Annotated in this window: 18 protein-coding genes; 7 read left to right on the forward strand and 11 right to left on the reverse strand. The window is 73.8% G+C overall.

The features are described from left to right. Positions 1-189: 189 nt before the first annotated feature. The gene (locus tag RM779_RS02420; protein WP_311615246.1) at positions 190-2,844 is read left to right on the forward strand and encodes an ATP/GTP-binding protein; all 2,655 of its coding nucleotides are present in this window, start codon (positions 190-192) and stop codon (positions 2,842-2,844) included. A gap of 4 nt (positions 2,845-2,848) precedes the next feature. Next, positions 2,849-3,781: a phosphotransferase gene (locus tag RM779_RS02425; RefSeq protein WP_311615248.1), complete on the forward strand. Its 933-nt coding sequence runs from the start codon at positions 2,849-2,851 to the stop codon at positions 3,779-3,781. A 65-nt stretch (positions 3,782-3,846) separates the two neighbouring features. Here RM779_RS02425 and RM779_RS02430 read toward each other — a convergent pair whose 3' ends face one another. After that, positions 3,847-5,331 (reverse strand): tetratricopeptide repeat protein, encoded by a 1,485-nt coding sequence (locus RM779_RS02430; protein ID WP_311615250.1) that lies wholly within the window; start codon positions 5,329-5,331, stop codon positions 3,847-3,849. A gap of 109 nt (positions 5,332-5,440) precedes the next feature. Beyond that, positions 5,441-5,920 carry a hypothetical protein gene (locus tag RM779_RS02435; RefSeq protein WP_311615252.1) on the reverse strand — a complete coding sequence of 160 codons (480 nt, stop codon included), beginning with the start codon at positions 5,918-5,920 and terminating at the stop codon, positions 5,441-5,443. 160 nt (positions 5,921-6,080) lie between these two features. On the opposite strand from RM779_RS02435, the gene RM779_RS02440 reads away from it, so the two are divergent. The 5 genes from RM779_RS02440 (at position 6,081) to RM779_RS02460 (ending at position 9,430) form a co-directional block, all read left to right on the forward strand. Beyond that, on the forward strand, positions 6,081-7,391 hold the full coding sequence (locus tag RM779_RS02440) for a polysaccharide deacetylase family protein (RefSeq protein ID WP_311615472.1): 1,311 nt from the start codon (positions 6,081-6,083) through the stop codon (positions 7,389-7,391). 82 nt (positions 7,392-7,473) lie between these two features. Next, positions 7,474-7,959, forward strand: coding sequence for an RNA polymerase sigma factor (locus RM779_RS02445; protein WP_077058919.1), 486 nt, complete (start codon positions 7,474-7,476; stop codon positions 7,957-7,959). Continuing rightward, on the forward strand, positions 7,943-8,923 hold the full coding sequence (locus RM779_RS02450; RefSeq protein ID WP_311615254.1) for a DUF4232 domain-containing protein: 981 nt from the start codon (positions 7,943-7,945) through the stop codon (positions 8,921-8,923). The genes RM779_RS02445 and RM779_RS02450 overlap by 17 nt, the downstream gene beginning before the upstream one ends. Before the next feature lie 67 nt (positions 8,924-8,990). Continuing rightward, positions 8,991-9,251 (forward strand): type II toxin-antitoxin system Phd/YefM family antitoxin, encoded by a 261-nt coding sequence (locus RM779_RS02455; protein ID WP_311615256.1) that lies wholly within the window; start codon positions 8,991-8,993, stop codon positions 9,249-9,251. Next, positions 9,248-9,430 carry a hypothetical protein gene (locus RM779_RS02460; protein ID WP_311615258.1) on the forward strand — a complete coding sequence of 61 codons (183 nt, stop codon included), beginning with the start codon at positions 9,248-9,250 and terminating at the stop codon, positions 9,428-9,430. The genes RM779_RS02455 and RM779_RS02460 overlap by 4 nt, the downstream gene beginning before the upstream one ends. A gap of 64 nt (positions 9,431-9,494) precedes the next feature. On the opposite strand, the gene RM779_RS02465 is transcribed toward RM779_RS02460, so the two are convergent. From RM779_RS02465 to RM779_RS02505, 9 genes are all read right to left on the reverse strand, one after another. Next, positions 9,495-10,640: a hypothetical protein gene (locus tag RM779_RS02465; RefSeq protein WP_311615260.1), complete on the reverse strand. Its 1,146-nt coding sequence runs from the start codon at positions 10,638-10,640 to the stop codon at positions 9,495-9,497. A gap of 129 nt (positions 10,641-10,769) precedes the next feature. After that, complete coding sequence (locus RM779_RS02470; RefSeq protein ID WP_311615262.1) at positions 10,770-11,033, reverse strand: GlsB/YeaQ/YmgE family stress response membrane protein; 264 nt, start codon at positions 11,031-11,033, stop codon at positions 10,770-10,772. A gap of 74 nt (positions 11,034-11,107) precedes the next feature. Then, positions 11,108-11,941 carry a DNA-formamidopyrimidine glycosylase family protein gene (locus RM779_RS02475; RefSeq protein WP_311615264.1) on the reverse strand — a complete coding sequence of 278 codons (834 nt, stop codon included), beginning with the start codon at positions 11,939-11,941 and terminating at the stop codon, positions 11,108-11,110. Positions 11,942-12,033: 92 nt separating this feature from the next. After that, positions 12,034-13,068, reverse strand: a complete 1,035-nt coding sequence (locus RM779_RS02480; protein ID WP_311615266.1) for a serine hydrolase domain-containing protein — start codon at positions 13,066-13,068, stop codon at positions 12,034-12,036. A 5-nt stretch (positions 13,069-13,073) separates the two neighbouring features. Continuing rightward, complete coding sequence (locus RM779_RS02485) at positions 13,074-14,012, reverse strand: DUF6895 family protein (RefSeq protein ID WP_311615268.1); 939 nt, start codon at positions 14,010-14,012, stop codon at positions 13,074-13,076. Next, positions 14,009-14,719, reverse strand: a complete 711-nt coding sequence (locus tag RM779_RS02490) for a hypothetical protein (RefSeq protein WP_311615270.1) — start codon at positions 14,717-14,719, stop codon at positions 14,009-14,011. The genes RM779_RS02485 and RM779_RS02490 overlap by 4 nt, the downstream gene beginning before the upstream one ends. A 79-nt stretch (positions 14,720-14,798) precedes the next feature. Then, positions 14,799-14,990, reverse strand: coding sequence for a hypothetical protein (locus RM779_RS02495; protein ID WP_311615272.1), 192 nt, complete (start codon positions 14,988-14,990; stop codon positions 14,799-14,801). 194 nt (positions 14,991-15,184) lie between these two features. Further along, the gene (locus RM779_RS02500; RefSeq protein WP_311615274.1) at positions 15,185-15,901 is read right to left on the reverse strand and encodes an SIMPL domain-containing protein; all 717 of its coding nucleotides are present in this window, start codon (positions 15,899-15,901) and stop codon (positions 15,185-15,187) included. 171 nt (positions 15,902-16,072) lie between these two features. After that, positions 16,073-17,218 carry a S1 family peptidase gene (locus RM779_RS02505; protein ID WP_311615276.1) on the reverse strand — a complete coding sequence of 382 codons (1,146 nt, stop codon included), beginning with the start codon at positions 17,216-17,218 and terminating at the stop codon, positions 16,073-16,075. Positions 17,219-17,247: the final 29 nt, after the last annotated feature.

Here is a 17,247-nt window from a genome sequence, read left to right on the forward strand (position 1 = left end):
GCCGTCTTCCCAGTCTCTCTCCCCACCGTCCGCCGCCACCCCTCGCGAGAGGAATCGTGACGGACCAGGCACAAAACGCTGGGACCCGAGCGGCGGTCACACGCTTGTTCAGCGGCGTGTGCCTTCTTGACGTTCCATCAGGCAGGCTGTTGAGCTGGACGGGTCTGTTTTCGTGGGATGGGGTGCTGGGTGTCCGGGTCTGATCTGCGTGCGCTGTTCCGGTCCAACGACCGCGTGCTGAAGGCGGTCGACTTCTTCGCCGACCGGCAGGGCGAGTGGGCGTCTGTCGCGGAGAGCCTGGTGCGTCATGCCGAACGGGTGCGTGCGCCCGGGTTCGATGTCGAGGATCTGGAGGCCCCACGCCGCAACGTTCTCGTTTTCTACGGCGTCGGCGGCATCGGCAAGTCGACGCTGTCCCGTGGCGTGGCCGACCGGCTCGCGGACGAGACGACCGGCCGGAAGGACTGGCCGCCGCTCGACCCGGGCGTGGGCCGCGTGCTGCCCCTCCGCATCGACCTCTCCCGCGAGACCGGGGCGGACCTGGAGTCGTTGATGCTGGCTCTGCGGCTGGCGGTGGCGGAGCTGGGCCGTGCGATGCCGGCCTTCGACGTCGCTTTCCAGCGCTACTGGGACGCCACACACCCGGGCGAGCCGCTGGACGAATACCTGCGGCGCCGGACGTGGTTCAGCCGGCTGCCCGGCTCCGGCACCTTGTCCCAGCAGATGCAGTCGGTGCTCGCCGACGCCGCCGCGGCCATTGCCTTCCCCGGCACCACCGGATCGCTGGTCGGTCTCGGCCTGCGGTCGCTGGTGGGTGCACTGCGCGATCGGCGCCACCGCGTGCGGGCGCTGGCCGGCTGCCGGCGGCTGGCCGACCTGCTGGAGGCCGAGCCCAGTCAGGACACGCTCAGCTACTTCGCTCACCTGCTCGCCTGGGATCTGTCGCAGCTCCCGGAGGAGCACCGCGTCACGCCGGTCGTTCTGCTGGACACGTTCGAGGATGTCGGCCACCGGGGCCACCGGGATCTGGAGAAGCTGATCCAGCGCGTCGTGTGGCTGATGCCGAACGCGTTGTTCGTCATCACCGGCCGGAACCGGCTTCAGTGGGCCGACGCGGCCTTCGAGGGGCAGCTGGACTGGGCGGGCCCGGAGTACTGGCCGCAGCTCGTCGGCGGCGTCCACGAGGAACCCCGGCAGCACACGGTCGGTTACCTGTCCGCCGAGGACTGCGAGATCTACCTGCGCGAGCGGCTGACCATCGGCGGGGAGCCGCTGCTGGACGACCGTTCGCGCCACTTGATCACCCGGAACTCCTATGGCCTGCCGCTCTACCTCGACCTCGCCGTGATGCGGTTCCTGGACCTGTACCGCCGCAACGGACGCACACCCGCGGCGCACGAACTCGACCTCGACTTCCCCGCCCTGGTCGTCCGCACCTTCCGCGACCTGCCGCCCGAGACACGACGGGCCCTTCGCTCGGTGAGCTTGCTCGACTCCTTCTCGATCAGTCTGGCCACCGCCGCCTCCGGCCTGGACCACGATGCGCCCGCGATGGACCTGGTCGAGCGCCCCTTCGTCGACGCCGACCCGGCCGCCCCCTGGCCATTCCGGCTGCACGACCTGATCCGCGAGAGCGTCCGGGAGGCGGACTCCACCAGCGAGGACCGCTGGAGCGACGCCGACTGGCAGCGGGCAGCCTTACGCGCGTTCCAGGCCCTGGGTGGCGAGGCCGACCGGGACCGCACCCGGCTGGTGGCCTCTCTCCGCCAAGGGCTGCGGCTGGCGAACGAGTACCGCCTCGACCTCGGCTGGCTGGAAGAGGCCGCTTTCCAGTACGTGGCGGACTCCCTCTGGGAGCCCCTCGGTGCGGCGGGGACCGATGTGAACGACTCGGCCTCGATCACCACCCCGGCTCACGCGCTGTCGGTGACGCTGGTCGCCATCGCCGACCGGCAGCGCCGGCACCGCAGCCTGACCGCCGAGACGCTGCGGGCGGTCCTCGCCTCCGGCCAACTACCTCCGGTACTACGCGAACTGCCGCAATATTTCATCGCGGAGTGTGACCGGGACCTGGGCAACTTCCAGGATTCCCTGGCCGGCATGCAGCAGGTCATCGGTGTCGGGGGCCGCCTGGCCGCGACGGCCGCCCGTGGGCAGGCCCACCTCGCCCGCCGGGTGGGGCGATTCCCGCAGGTCCGCGATGCGGCCGAGACACTGGGCGCCGAGGGGCGGCGCGACCGCGTTCTGGGCGACCTGTGGTGGAGCCAGGGCGCCATCGCACCGGCCTGCTCCTCCTATGCCGCCGGCCGGGACGAGGCCTTGAGCACGGGACAGCCCGGCGAGGCGGCGCTGTCGCAGGCGTGCCTGGCCTTTGCCGCTGCCTTCCAGGACCGGCCACGGGCCGCGGAACAGATCAGTCGGGCACACGAGTTGCTGGGACAGGCAACCATACGCTGGGCGGAGATCCAGGTGCGGATCGCCGAGCTGGTGCGGGATGCGGGCATGGCACCGGATCTGCCGGAACGCGCCGAGCAGGTAGCCGCCCTGGCCCAGGAAGCCGGGCTCAGCTCCTCCGTCGCCTACGCGCACCTCGCCGGCTGCTTCCACGCCGCGGTCCTCGGCTCGCCCGCCCTGCTGGCGGAGGCACGGGACCGGCTACGCACCTCGGTGCAGGGCGAGGAGTTCGCCTACCTGCTTGAGCTGGCCCACCTCATGGCAGGAGACCCGCCGCCCCCCGGGCTGCCCGCCGCACAGTGGCTGGACGGCAGGCAGCAGACCCAAGCCCGATGGACGGCACTCGTCGCCGACCGGCAGCGGGAAATCGCTGCGATCAGAGGAGATTGACCCCGTGGCGCACTACACCACGCTCGACCAGATCGACGTGCCCGTGCTGGCCGGTCGCTACGGCATCGAGCAACCGAAGCTGACGGGTCTGACCGGCGGCGCCGCCAACTCCAGCTTCCACGTCTCCAGCCCGAGCGGGGAGTTCGTCCTCACCGTCCTGGACAACCACGATGCCCACAGCGCTCAGCGACTGGCCGAACACACCCAGGCGCTGTTCCGTCTGGGCATCCCCACCACCGAGGTCGTGCCCGCCCGCGACGGGTCGCTGACCGTTCCCTTGGGCAACTCCACGGCGATACTGAAGAGGTGGGTGGCCGGTGAGGTGATCGAACCGCTGCCGTTGACGCTGCTTCCGGAGGCCGGCCGCGCCCTCGCGCAGCTCCACCTCCTTGACCCCGCTTCGTCCGGCCTCGAAGAAGTCCCGATCGCCACCCGGCGCCTCTCCCCGGCTCACCTGGAACGCATCCCGCAGTTCGAAGACCGCGCCTTCGCCGACTGGCTGACCACCGGTCTGGCCCGCGTCCGTGCCGCCGAGGGCGGGGCCCGACGGCAGCCCAGAATCGTTCACGGCGATCTGTTCGCCGACAACCTCGTGGTCAGCGAGAACTCCCGGCTGACGATCCTGGATTGGGAAACGGTGTCCCTCGACGACCCGCTTCTCGACCTGGGTATGGCCGCCGTCGGCCTCGCCCAGGAGCACAACATGCTTGTTCCCACGCGGGTGCGAGCCCTGGTCGACGGCTACTGCTCCGTCATTCCCCTGACCGACCAGGACGCCGCCACGCTGCCCGTGGAGATCGAGCACGCCGCCTTAATCATCGCTTTCCACCGCTACTTCCGGCACAACGTCCGCTTCCCCGATCCGGACAGGCGGACCGCTCACCGCGCCTTGATCGACTTCGTGAACTCGATCGACGGCGCCGTTGGCGGCGGCTGATCCGTGCCTCGGGAACGGCCGCCATTCCGGGGCACCGGTGTGAGCGTGCGCGGGTGCAGGGTGGGTCAGAAGCCCCACTGGGATTCGGAGATGTAGTAGCAGTCGCTGTACGCCGTACCGGCGGTCAGGTCCCAGCTGCCGTAGAACGGCGAGACCGACCCGTCCGATGGCGCGCGGACCACGACCTCGTACGAGCCGGCCGGCAGCTCCAGCGTCAGGGTGGGACGGTCGGTGTCCGAGGCGCACGCCGAGCCGCCGTAGCCGCCCAGGAGGTCGTTGTGTGTGGTGCAGCCCTCGCAGGGGCTGACCCGCTGTGTGCCGGTCTCCGCACCGCTGTAGAGCACTTCCAGCGCCTCGGGCGAATCGTTGATGATCTCCACCGTGACCGAGCCGCCCGAGGTGCTGCCCGCCTCCGTGGGCGGGGGGAGTTCACCGGCTGCGCCCGCCTGGATCTCGTCGATCTCGATGGCGACGAGCAGGTCCGAGGCCCGGTCGGTGCGCGCGTCGTCCGGGTGGTAGGTCACCAACTCCTCAAGGGCCTCCCGGGCTTCGGCGTACTCCTCTCCTTCGTAACGGGCCTCCCCGCACGCGAACAGCGCATCGGGCAGCACGCCCTCGGCGCGCCCGGCCAGCTCGTCCGCCTCCGGCCCCGCCCTCCGGTCCGGCAGGGAGGTCAGACCTTCGAGGGCGGTCAGCGTCTCGCACGGGCGCCCGTCGGCCATGGGCATGGTGGCCGTGTCGAACATGGCGTTCAGCCGGCCGGGGACCTCCTCGGCCGCCGGGGTGTCCGGGTGTTCGTCCCGGACCGTCATGTACTGCTCGAACGCCTCCTGATAGCGGCCGACCTGCCCATCGGCGGTCCCCTGGTCCAGCAGCATGGCGGCGTGGTCCAGGCGCAGTTCGGCCAGCCGGTCCTCGGCCGAGGGCCAGGGCGGCTCGCCGTCGTGACGGTTCAGGTAGATGGTGTAGTCGGAGATCGCCTGCGACAGGGCGCCCTGCTCCGCCGCTTCCTCGCCGTTGAGCAGGAGGCGGCAGGAGATGCGGCCGGCGCGGGCGTCGGCCACCGCCGGACTGAGCGTGAACTCGTAGCGGCTCGCCGCCGCCCGGTCGTAGTGCACCTGGGCCTGTTCGCAGTCCCCGGCCGCATGAGCGTCCTCCGCCTTCGCCAACTCGTCCGCCGGCGCGCCGCGGTAGATCACGAGGCCGGCCGCGACCAGGGCGAACAGGGCCGCGCCGACCGCCACCGGCAGCCACGCGCGAGAGGGCGCCTCGGGGCCGCGCCGGCCCACGTGCCGGCCGAGTAGCCGGGCGTCGGCGACCATGACGGCCAGCCACAGCACGTAGACCACGCCCCAGAACAGGGGCGTGTCACTGGCGTTGAGCGCGTTGGCCAGCACCACCAGCAGCAGCGTCACGATCCACGACCCCACCGCCCTGCCCCACAACCGCAGGTAGAGGTAACCCGCGCCCAGGCCACTGGCGTTGCATAACGCCGCGATCAGCCCCCGGGGCCGGTCCTCCCGCGAACCGAGCCCATTGATGACCATCATGTCGCCCCCACCCCGTAGCCGAAGTCGCCGACTTCTACGACACTCACCGTCGCCGATTGGTTGCATGACCTGCTCCGAGGAAACTCGGACCAACGGTCAGAGGGCGGTCTCAGCCGGGGAAGCGCACGGCGGAACGGCGGCGGGCGCGCAGGATGTCGCGGACGGCCGCCATCGGGAAGAGGACGAGGGTCCAGAGGAGCATCATGGCCACGGGGATGCCGAAGAGGAGCGCGGCGAGGACGAGATCGCCCTCGGAGGCGTACCCCTGGTCACCGGCCACGTGGACCGTGGACCCCTCGGGCACCTCGTCGTACGTGGCGTCGATCCGGCCGTCCCCCGCGGTGCCGTCCGCGAACCGCCAGCTCACGTGGCAGGACGCGGGCGGGCTCGTGTGCCCCTCGCCGTCGGAGCATTGACCGCTGCTCGTGACCGTCGCGTCCTTCGCGCCGAAGTAGTGCACCGGGGCCCCGTCGGACAGCGTGAGTGCGAGCCACACGATCGCCCCGCTCGCCGCCAGCGTCGCGACGAACTCTCCCAGCTTTTTCCACAGCGTGTCCCACCAGTTGGTGTATGCGGATAAGCGAACCATGATCCCCCCACATCTCGGACACTTCTGCCCTACCCGCCCCGCCCGGCCGCCCACTGCGTTCGAACGCTTGTTGCGGACCTGTGACAACCGCGCCGCCGCCTGCGGGGTCGACGCGGTGTCGCGGGACATCGCGACGGGGGCAACAGAGAGCGAGCCGCACATGGGCAGCCACCGGCAGCAACAGCAGCAGCAGGAACCGTCACCGTCCGGGCCGCGCCGCAGGAGCCTGCTCGGGTTCGGCGTCACCGCCGGCGTCCTCGGCGCCGGCGGCTACGCGGCGGCCCGGTACGGCTCCACCGGGTCGGGAACGGCCAGTGCGCTCGAACACTTCCCGACACCGGGCGACGGAGACGGCTCCGGCGGCGAAACACCGGAAGGGCCGAGCGTGGAGAACCCGCGGCTCATCGGCGACGGCTCCACCGCCGACACCGGCCCGCAGCCCGGCCAGCCCGAGGCGCGGGCCCTCGACCCCGGGGAGCGCCCCCCGCAGTTCGTCGTCGTCTCCTGGGACGGCGCCGCCTCGCTGGACGACGGCCTCTTCGACCGGTTCCGCGGTCTCGCGGGCGAACTGGGCGCCGGCATGACGTTCTTCCTCACCGGCCTGTACCTGCTGCCCGAGGCGCAGAAGGACCGCTACCTGCCGCCCCGCAACGCGCCCGGCGCCTCCGACGTCGGCTACCTCGACGACGGCCACATCCGGGAGACGCTGCGGCAGCTGCGCGCCTCCTGGCTCGAAGGGCACGAGATAGGCACCCACTTCAACGGGCACTTCTGCGGCGGGACCGGCTCCGTCGAGCACTGGGACCGGGCGGACTGGCACAGCGAGATCGAGCAGGCCCACGCGTTCGTCACCCAGTGGCGGGCCAACACCGGGTTCGACGACCTGGAGCCGCTGCCGTTCGACTACCGCAAGGAACTCGTCGGCGGCCGGACCCCGTGCCTGCTCGGGCAGCAGAACCTGCTGCCCGTCGCCGCCGAACTCGGCTGGCGCTACGACGCCAGCTCCCCCGGCGGGCTCCAGCAGTGGCCCGCCCGCACCGACAGCGGGATATGGGACTTCCCGCTCCAGTCGGTGCCGTTCCCCGGGCACGGCTTCGAGGTGCTGACGATGGACTACAGCATGCTGGCCAACCAGTCCGGCGGCGACACCGACGGCGACCCGGCCCAGTACGCGACCTGGCAGGAGCAGGCCACCGGCGCGTTCCTCGCCGGCTTCGAGCGCGCCTACGGCACCAACCGGGCGCCGCTGTTCCTCGGCAACCACTTCGAGCAGTGGAACGGCGGCATCTACATGGACGCGGTCGAGGACGCGCTGCGCGAAATGGCCACGTACGACGACGTGCGCTTCGTGTCGTTCCGGCAGCTCTGCGACTGGCTGGAGGCGCAGCGCCCGCAGGTCCTGGACAACCTCACAAGCCTGGGGGTGGGGCAAGCTCCCCCGAACGGATGGGGGAGGGTGGTAACGGGTTGACGCGAGACGAAAAGCACCGGCGGCACGAGCGGCGGTGAGCACACGGGCGAGGGAAAGACGGGCCGGTTGTGAGGGCGGAGACGTGAGCGGGGCCGACGAGGCCGAGGCGCTGTTCGAGGACTTCTACCCGCGGCTGGCGGGCTGGTGCCGCGGACTGGTCGAATCCGACGCGGCGGCGCACGACATCGCGTCCGAGGCGTTCACCCGCCTGTGGTCGCGCTGGTCCAGCGTCGAGCGGCCCGAGGCGTACCTCTTCGGCGTGGCCGCCAACCTCGTCAAGGACCACTGGCGCGGCCGGGACCGCGAACGCCGCGCCACCCGGCACCTGAGCGCCGCGGCCAAAGAGCACTCCCCCGCCGCCGACGACGGATTCGACGTGCGCAGCCTCGTCGAGGACCTGCCCGACCGCCTGCGCGCGCCGGTGCTGCTGTACTACTACGCCGGTCTGCCGGTGAACGAGATAGCCACGGCGCTGCGGCGCCGGCCGGGCACGGTCAAGAGTGACCTTCACCGCGCCCGGCAACGGCTGCGGATCGCACTGAGGGGACTGCATGACACCACCACATGACGCGCACCAGCCACCCGATCCCACCGACGGGCCGAACGAACCGAACGAACCGGGCGGACCGGGCGAACCATCGGAGCTGACCGACGCGTTCCGGACGCAGGAGGTGCGGCTCGCGCCGCCGCCCGGCGCGTTCGCGGCCGTGCGCCGCCGGGCCGCGGCGCGGCGGCGGCGCCGCGTGCTGGCCGTGGGCACCGGCGTCGCCGTATGCCTCGCCGGAGCCACCGTCGTCGTCGCGATGGCGCGGCCGGGCGACGACGGGCCCGTGACCGCCGGGCCCTCGGCCCAGGACCCGGCGCCGCCCGGCCCGGAACGGTCCTCCGCCGCGCCCGAGGCCGAGGAGGACGACGGACGGGAACGCCCCGCCGAGGACGGCCAGGACACCGGCACGTCGCCCGAGCCGGACGACCCCGGCGGCACCGGCCCCACCGACGGCACCGGGGACGGCGGGCAGGAGGACGGCAGCGGCGGTACCGGGGAAACCGAAGGCGGCGACGGGCCCGGCGCGGCGGGCATCGGGCCACCGGACTGCGACGCCGGCCGGCTCGGCGTCTCGCTCGGGCGCCCGGGCGGGGCCGCCGGGTCCGTGACCTACGTGCTCACGTTCACCAACAACGGCACAGAGCCGTGCGCGGTGCTCGGGTTCCCCGGCGTCGCGCTCGTGTCCGGCGAAGGCGGGGAGCCGATCGGCAGCCCGGCCGCGCCGGGCCGGGAACGTGGCGCGGCCGCCGCCGTCGAGCTCGCGCCCGGCGGCACCGCGCAGGCCGACCTGCGGATCGCGCGGGCCGAGAACTACCCCGAGGCCGACTGCTCCCCCACCCCCGCCCCCGGCCTGCGGGTCCAGGCCCCCGAGGCGGCCGAGGCGGCCGGCGGCCAGTACCTGCCACTGGACGGCATCACCGGCTGCACCGACCCGGACACCGGCCTGCTGACCGTCACCGCGGTCTACGCCCAGCAGGAACGGTGAACGCACACCGGCCCGGGGCGACATCACACTCCGGGCCGGCAAGGGGACACTTCTGTAATGTAGTGGTATGACGGAGGCGAGTTACTCGATCGTGGAGGCGCGGGCACGGCTCGGCGCCATCGCCCGTGAAGTCGGCACCACCCGCGAGCCGGTGGCCATCACCGATCACGGACACACCATCGCCATACTGATCAGCCCGGCCGACGCCCTGGAGCTGGAGGAGATGCGGGCCCTGGCCGCCTACCGCGAGCGGCAGGCCCGCGGAGAATCCGCCGGTATCCCCCACGACGAGGCGTTCCGCCGCATCTTCGGCGGAGACGAGGCGTGAGCTACCAGGTCGTCTGGGAGCCCGAAGCTCTCACCCGGGCCGAGTGGTTCGCCAAGACGGACCCGCACGGAGTACGGCAGGTCTTCACAGCGGTCGACCGCCTCGCCGGCGATCCCCGTCCCGACGGCGCCTTCGGCAGCGCCGACCTCTACGCGTCCACGTCGCGGCCTACCGCGTGATGTCCGGGATCGACGACCAGCAGGAGCAGGTCGGCGTGATCCACCTGGGCAGGTTCTGACCGGCCTACCGCGCGGGCCATCCGGTCCGGGTAAGGATCGTCCCGGCGGCCTCCTCGGCCGTGTACGTGTCGGTGTCGATGCGCAGGTCGCCGACCGCGGAACGTTCCAGGGCCCGGGCCTGTGCCGCCGCCGCGTCGGCGACGCCGAGCAGGCGCGCTGTGGACCGGCCCCGCAACGGGTCCCCCGGCTGCGCCCAACTGCCGCCCTGCCCGCGGGACATGATCCGGCTCGTCAGCTGCTCGCGCCCGGCGTGGAGGCGGCACACCGTGAACGTCGCCGCGGGCAGCGCCTTGGTGTACGCCGCGAGCGTGGCCGCGTCCTCCATCGGGCCCGACACCGTGAGGCACCGGGCTCCGGCGGCGCGGTATGTCCGCCACACGGCCGCCAGGTTGCGGGCCTTCACCCGGTGGTTGCCCGGGTCGTCGGGCGGGGCGGGGCGCAGGAAGCCGATCTGTTCGAGATCGAGGTAGGCCGCGGTGAGCCCGGCCCGTAGCAGCCGCAGGTAGAGGGCGAAGCCCACCGTCGACTTGCCGACACCGGCCGCCCCGCACAGCCACAGCACCGGCCCGTCGGCGCCGGCCGCCGCGGGCACGTCCGGCACCTGCCGCGCCGCGGGCAGGTCCGTGCCGGGCCACCCGCCGGTGCTCGCCCGCACGCGCCGCGCCACCTCGGCCACCGGCAGGCCGGTGGTGTCGACACACACGTCGCCGATGCCGCCCGCGTCCAGGGCGTCGGCCTCCCGGAGCACATCCGCCACCGCGTCGGCGCCCGCACCGTCCCTGGCGGTGAACCGCCGTTCCAGCACGTCCCGTTCGGCGCGCAGTCGGCACACCGTCAGCGCGGCGTGCGGAATCCGGTCGGTGTGCACCCCGCGGGCGGCGTCCACGACGCCGGACACGACGACGCACCGGGCGCCCGCGGCCCGGTAGGCGGACACCACCGCGCCGAGGTTGTCCGCCTGCATCCGGTGCCGCCCCGGATCGGACGCGGGCTCCGGATAGCAGATGCCCAGTTGGTCGATGTCGGCGTAACCGGCGGCGATCCCGGCCCGCTTGAGCCGGGAGTGGATCTCCCAGGCGACCGTCGTCTTGCCCACCCCGGGCGGCCCGCACACCCACAGCACGGGGATGCGGGCGGCGGCGGAGTCCATGGGCGGGATTGTCGCGGGGGCGCGGCCCCGCGTCGACCGGTTTTCCCGGGCCGCGGGGCGGCCCGGGTGACCGGTCGGCGGCACGGCGTCCCGTGGTGCGACGGTACGTGCCGTGATCGGTGCGCTACGTCAGCGGTGGGCCTTCACGCGGTCGAGGGCCGCCACGCCCGCCGCGGCCAGTGCGATCTGGATGAGCCACTCGATCCAGTCGACCCCGTCGGTGTCGCCCACGCCGAGGCCCGCGGCGATGGCGGTGCCGATGAGCGCGGCGACGATGCCCACGGCCATCGTCCACAGGATGCCGATGCGCTGCCGGCCGGGCAGGACCAGCCGGGCCAGCGCCCCGATGATCAGCCCGATCACGATGGCGCTGATAATTCCGGAGATCTCCACTTTTTTGCCCTTTCCGTGCGTGAGTGATCTCCGAGTGCCCATCTTCCGGCGGCACAGTCCTCGCCGCCGCCCGTTCAGCCCGGCGGGACCGGACCGCGCTGGCAGTGCGGGCACCAGTAGGCGGGGCGCTCCCGGCCGGGCTCCCCGTGCGCCGTGGCCGCCATGCGGACGGGCGTCCCGCACCGCAGGCACGAACGCCCCGCCCGCCCGTACACGTACAGCCGCGGCGCGGCCCGGCCCCGCACGCCGCGCTCGCGCGGGTGGGTGGCCGTGGTCGTGGTGCGGTCGGGGCGGTCGCGGTTGGCCAGGAGCAGCCGTCTCGCCTCGCCGACGAGACGGCCCGGATCGGCCAGCTCCCCCACCGGCAGCCACGGCGTGACCCCGGCCAGGAAGCACAGCTCCGCCATGTACACGTTGCCGAGGCCCGCGAGATTCCGCTGGTCGAGCAGGGCCGCGCCCAGCGGTCGGGCCGGATCGGCGGCGAGCCGCCGCAGCGCCTCGGCCGCGTCCCAGTCGGGGCCGAGCAGATCGGGCCCCAGGTGGCCGACGACGCGGTGCTCCTCCGCGGTGCGCAGCAGATCCAGCACCTGGAGGCGGTAGCCCACGGCCACGAGCCGCCCGGTGTCCAGCACCGCCCGGATCTGGTGGGCCGGGCCGCCGCTCCAGCGCCGGCCGGCCGGGAACACCCGCCAGGAGCCGTCCATCCGCAGATGCGAGTGGAGCGTCAGGCCGCCGTCGAGGCGCGCGAGCAGATGCTTGCCGCGGGCCACGACCTCCCGCACGGTGCGGCCCCGCAGATCGGCGGTCGCCAGCCGGGGAACGCGCAGGTCCGCCCGCACCAGACGCCGCCCGGCCAGCGCCTCGTGCAGCCGCGCCGCGGCCTGGCTGACGGTGTCTCCCTCGGGCATGCCTCCCATGATGCGCCACCCCGCGCGACCGGGCCGCGCCGCAGGTCAGACGGGTCAGGACGGGTCAGACGGGTCAGGACGGGTCAGGACGGTCAGGACGGGTCCGCCGGGGACGTCACCGCCGCGGCGGCCAGCGCGCGCAGCAGCAGGTACGCCTCCTGGATGAACCGCCCGCGCAGGGTCGGGGCCGTCGCGGCCAGGGCCACGACGTGGACGCGCGGCGCCGGGCAGAAGCCGACGAACGCGGACGTGCCGCGCGTGCCGCCGGAGTGGAAGTACAGCGCGTGGCCTGGGCGCGCCCTGCGGCTCCAGGCCAGCGGCAGCTCGGGCCCGCCGGGCCCCGGGCTGCGCGGGCGCAGCACCTCGCGCAGCGCCGCGTGCAGCGGGCCGTTCGGCGCGGCCGCGTCGGGCGCGCCGAACGCGTCAGGAGCGGTGTGCGCACCGAGGAAACGCAGTAGGTCGGCGGCGCTCGACCGCAGGGCCCCGGCGCCCGGCAGCGCCGGAATCCGCCAGGGCGGCAGCGGCCGGCCGCGCCAGTGGCCCGTGGCCTGCGGCAGCGTCGGGTCGGTGGTGGTGTCGCCGAGACCGAGCGGGCCGAGCAGCCGGGCGTCGAGCAGCGCGGCGTAGTCCGTGCCCGCTTCCTCGGCGAGGAGCCGGCCGAGCAGGCCGACGCCGAAGTTGGAGTACCGCACGCGCGTGCCGGGCGTGCGCCTGACCCGGGTGCGGGCCAGCGCGGGCAGCAGCCGTTCCGGCGGGTAGCGGGCGTAGGGGTTGGTGAACCAGCCGGGCAGGGCCGTGCGCAGCAGGCCGCGCGGCAGGCGTGGCAGCCCCGAGGTGTGGGTCGCCAGGTGCTCCAGGGTGATGGGCCGGCCGCGGGCCCCGGCCGGGTCGCCCAGCGCGACCTCGCCGCGCGCGGCCATCTCGGCCAGCAGCAGCACGGTGAACGTCTTGGTGACGGAACCGATCTCGAACCGCGTGCGGTCGGTCACCGGCGTGGCACCGGCGCGGTCGGCGGCGCCGCGGCACAGGGCCGCGGCGCCGCCCGGCGTCTCCGCGGCCACGACGAGGCCGGTGCGGGGCCCCACGGTGTCCGCGACGGCGGCCAGCTGCCGCCCCAGTCCGTCCACCGGCGTCACACGAGGGCGGGGGCGCCGCGGTGGCGCGAGAGGGCCAGGGTGCCCGCGACGGCGGCGACCACCGTGGTGTGGTGATGCTCGCGGAACGCCTCCTCCGGGTCGTCCGACACGGGCTCACCGTTCCGCGGCACGAGACCGTCCGGCCGCTGCGCCCCGGCCAGCACCTCCCACACCTCGGGGGCGGAACGCGGCTCGGCGAGGCAGGAGTCGACGATCAGCAGCTCGGCCAGCAGGTCCCACTCCTGGATCTCCTGCCACACGTCCATCCAGACCGGCAGCCACCGCGCCAGGTAGTCCTGGATCTCCTCGGAGAGCCCCTGCGGCCTGCCGCCCCAGTCGGTGACGTGGAAGACCGTGTGGGTCACGCAGTAGGCGGTCATCCAGTCGATCGCCCAGGGCTCGGGGGTGTGCCCGAGCCACGTGGCGTCCGTGAGGACCCGCCAGTCCGGCTCCCGGTCCAGGCCCGCCACGCGCGCCGCGTTGGCCACGGCGAGGCGGCGGTTGGGCAGTTGCTCGGCGCCGTCGCGCGAGACCAGGCGTCCCAGGTGGTTGAACAGGCCGTGCAGCCGCTCGTGCCGGTAGCCGGCGCGCGCGAAGTGCGTGTACAGCTCCAGCGGGTCGGTCATCATCATGTACCGCAGCTGCCGCTCGTACAGCAGGTCGCCCTCGCGCAGCTGCGCCCAGGCGAAGTCCAGGATCTCCTCGGCGGCCCGCCGGTCGGCCGGGGAGGCGATGCCCTCGCGCAGCACGAGGGAGGCGGCGAGCGCCGACTCGCCCAGCGGCTTGTACACGCTGTCCGGGTCGGTCAGCTCGCCTGAGGTGTCGGGCGGCAGCGAGCCCAGCTCGCGGTGCCGGTGGAGCCAGCCGACGGCACCGGTGGCCAGCGTGTGCGCGGTCCTGCGCACGGCCGCGGGCGAAGGGGACGGCGCGGTCATGCGGTCCGCCTTTCTGATCCGGCCGCCAGCCGGCGGGCGATCGCGGTGTCGAGCGCGGTGCGCGCGGTGCCGCTGCCGCACAGCTCGATGTGGTCGAGCACGGCGCCGAGGTCGAGGGTGCACGGCACGCCCCGGCCGTCGGCGTACGCGGCCCAGCGCGCGAGGCGGGCCGCCGTCGGGTGGTCGCGGCGGAGCAGCGCGCGGGTGGTGCCCATGGCGAGGGCCTGGGCGGCGCGGGCGTCAGGATCGGGCAGCGGGCCCGTCACGCCGGGCAGCGCGAGCGGGGACAGCCGGGCCATCCACCCGGCCCAGATCCGCCAGCGGTGGCGGGGCGTGCGGCTGACGGGTTGGGCGCCGGGGGCCACCGGGTCGCCGCCGTGCCGGGTGAGGAGCGCGGCGGTGGCGCGGTCGCGCCACACCGTCTCGGGCGGGTCGTCGGGGCCCGGCGGGAAGACGCGGAACGCCTCGGTCACCGCCTCGCGGTCGGCCGGGCCGAAGGGCGCCCCAGCCAGCAGGGCCGGGGCGAAGACGTCGGGGCCGAGGACCCGCACGGCGGCCAGCGCCGCCTTCGGGTCCCCGGCTTCCTCGACGTGGCGCGCGGGCCCCGCCGGACCCTGGGTGCCCGTGAGGGCACCCAGGACGCGCCCGGCCAGACTCTCCACCGCGGCGGCATAGACCGCATGCGGCGACGGGTCCGGATATGACATCGGTGACTCACCTTCTGTCAGCTTCTGTCAGCAGTGACGAGCGCTGGTGTACGGCGGGGCAACGCCCCCGGACCGAGGGTTACTTGCGCGGCTCCGAGGGCTGCTTCGGGGACAGCAGGATCAGGAGCAGGAGAACGCCGGCTGCCTCGGGCGAGTAGACGGGAGCGCCGCTGACGGGGGCCTCGGGCTCGGAGATCAGCGAGGTCATGGCGGAACGCTCCGCCGACCCGGCGAGGACTGGGGAGATGCGGGTGCTGGCCTGAACGGACATCGTGCCTCCATATAGGCATCTCTGGCGCGCACTTGACGCGCCGCGTCAAAGCAGACGCTGCCCGGAGCCCCGACGATTCATCACTGATCAGATGAAGTGCCACACGTAAGGATGAATTGGGTCAACAGGACAATGAACGCGTTCACCCGCGAGGGGATTTACAGGCGACCTGTCGATGTGCTCCGCGATGCGGCTCAGAGGACGGGCGGGGTGATGGTGAACCGCGCGTTGATGTGCGCGTGTACCGTCTGGCGGCGCGGTTCGAGGTCGAGCGAGGGCACTCCCGACTCCGCCGCGCCGCCCGGCGCCGCGCCGCGGGCCGCCGCGCCCGCGTAGATGGCGTGCGGCTCGGAGTCGACGCCGATGTCGGCGAGTTCGACCAGTGCGGCCAGGTCGGACCCGAGGGCGGCGGCGTACTCGCGGGCGCGGGTGACCGCCTCCCGCACGGCCTGCCTGCGGGCCTCGCGGTGGACGGGCGAGGAGGGGCGCAGCGCCCACCACGGCCCGTCGACGCGGGTCAGTTCGAGATCGGCCAGGCGCGTGGTCAGCTCGCCCAGCATGGTGAAGTCGCCCACGGTCGCCTGGATGTGGACGTGCCCGTGGTAAGTACGGACGTGCTCGCCGCGCCCGCGGCGGGTCAGTTCCGGGGTGATCGAGAAGCTGCCCGTCGCGGTGCTCTCTATCGCCTCGCCATACGACGAGAGCAGCCCGAGCGCGGCGCCGTTGCGCCGGGTCAGGTCGGTCAGCGCGGCGGCGCGGTCGGCGCCGCGGGCGGTCACGACCACGCCGATGCGGGCGATCTCCGGGTCGACTTCGAGCCGGGCCGAGCCGCGCACGGACACGCGCGGCGCGTCGGGCGTCGCCACCAGGGGGGCGGCAGCGGGCGGGGGAACGGAGGCGGAGTGTGTCATGGGGACACCCTCGCATCCGCGGCCGGCAGGCGAACGCGCACGCGTTCCGGCGGCGCCGAACCACGCCGCTCGCACGCCGCAGGGCCGCCGCCACACGCGAACGTGCGGCGACGGCCCTGCGGAAAGGTCATGCGGGGTGCGTCATGCGGAGTGGCGTCATGCGGAGTGGCGTCATGCGGTGTGCAGGGTCAGCCCGTACGCCGACAGGATCTCGTTCACCGGCTGGTGCCAGGTCTCGCCGCCGCTGTTGCAGTCGCCCCAGCCGCCGGAGGTCACGCCCTGGGCCTGGTCGCCGCTGATGTAGGAGCCGCCGGAGTCGCCCGGCTGCGCGCACACGCTGGTCCTGGTCAGCCCGTTCACGACCTCGCCGTCGACGTACCGGACCGTCTCGTTCTTGCCGAGCACCGTGCCGCAGTGCCAGCCCGTGGTGGAGCCGGAGCGGCAGACGGACGCGCCGATGGGCGCCTCGGACGAGCCGCGGACCAGCGCGTCGGAGACGGTGCCCCAGCCGAGCACGACGGGCTCGGTCCACCAGCCGTGGCCGACGCTGACCCAGCCGTAGTCGTTACCGGGCCAGGAGGCGGCCTGGAAGGTGCCCAGCCGGGAACGGTCCCAGCCGAAGACGTCCGCGCCCGGCTGCCCGCAGTGGCCGGCGGTGACGAAGCCGCCGTGCACGGAGAAGCCGATGGAACAGCGGACGTTGCCCGTGTAGTAGGGATCACCGCCGACGGTGCCCGCGGCGAACGGGGCGGGCGCCTCGTTCGCGACCGCGCGGACGGCGACCGGACCCGTGGCGCGCGCCTCGTCCAGGAACGCGGCGACGGCGGGCTCGTCCGCGGCACCGCGGACCACCTCCACCACGACGGTGTTGGCCTGCGCGTCGGCGTGCCAGCCGACGACGCCCTCGGGCGCGTCGGCCGCGCCGAGTCCGGTGACGACGGCGTCGAGTTCGGCGGCGGAGTGCTCGACGACCAGGGCCTCGGCGCCCGCGTCGCGCACCGCGTCGACGGCATCCGAGTCGGCCACGGCGACGACGAGCGCGCCGGCGGCCGGGTCGAACCAGGCACCGGCGAACGCGTCGCCCGCGGCGCTCGTGGCCGCCGGCTGCGCCTCGGCGGCGGCGGCCTCGTCGGCGATCCGGTCCAGGGCCTGGTCTTCCGTCAGGCCCAGGTCGCGCTGCATCGCCTCGACGAGGCCCGGCGCGGCGGGCGGCTCGGCGGGGGCGGGCGCCGCGGCGGCTTCCGTGGCGCCGAGCGCGCCGACGAGGAGCAGGGCCGAGGCCCATACGCGCAGGCGCAGGCGGGAGGTGCGTCTCATGGGGGGTTCTCCTTCTGTCGCTCAACCGG

The organism is Streptomyces johnsoniae (genome assembly GCF_031845565.1).
Lineage (GTDB): Bacteria > Actinomycetota > Actinomycetes > Streptomycetales > Streptomycetaceae > Streptomyces > Streptomyces johnsoniae.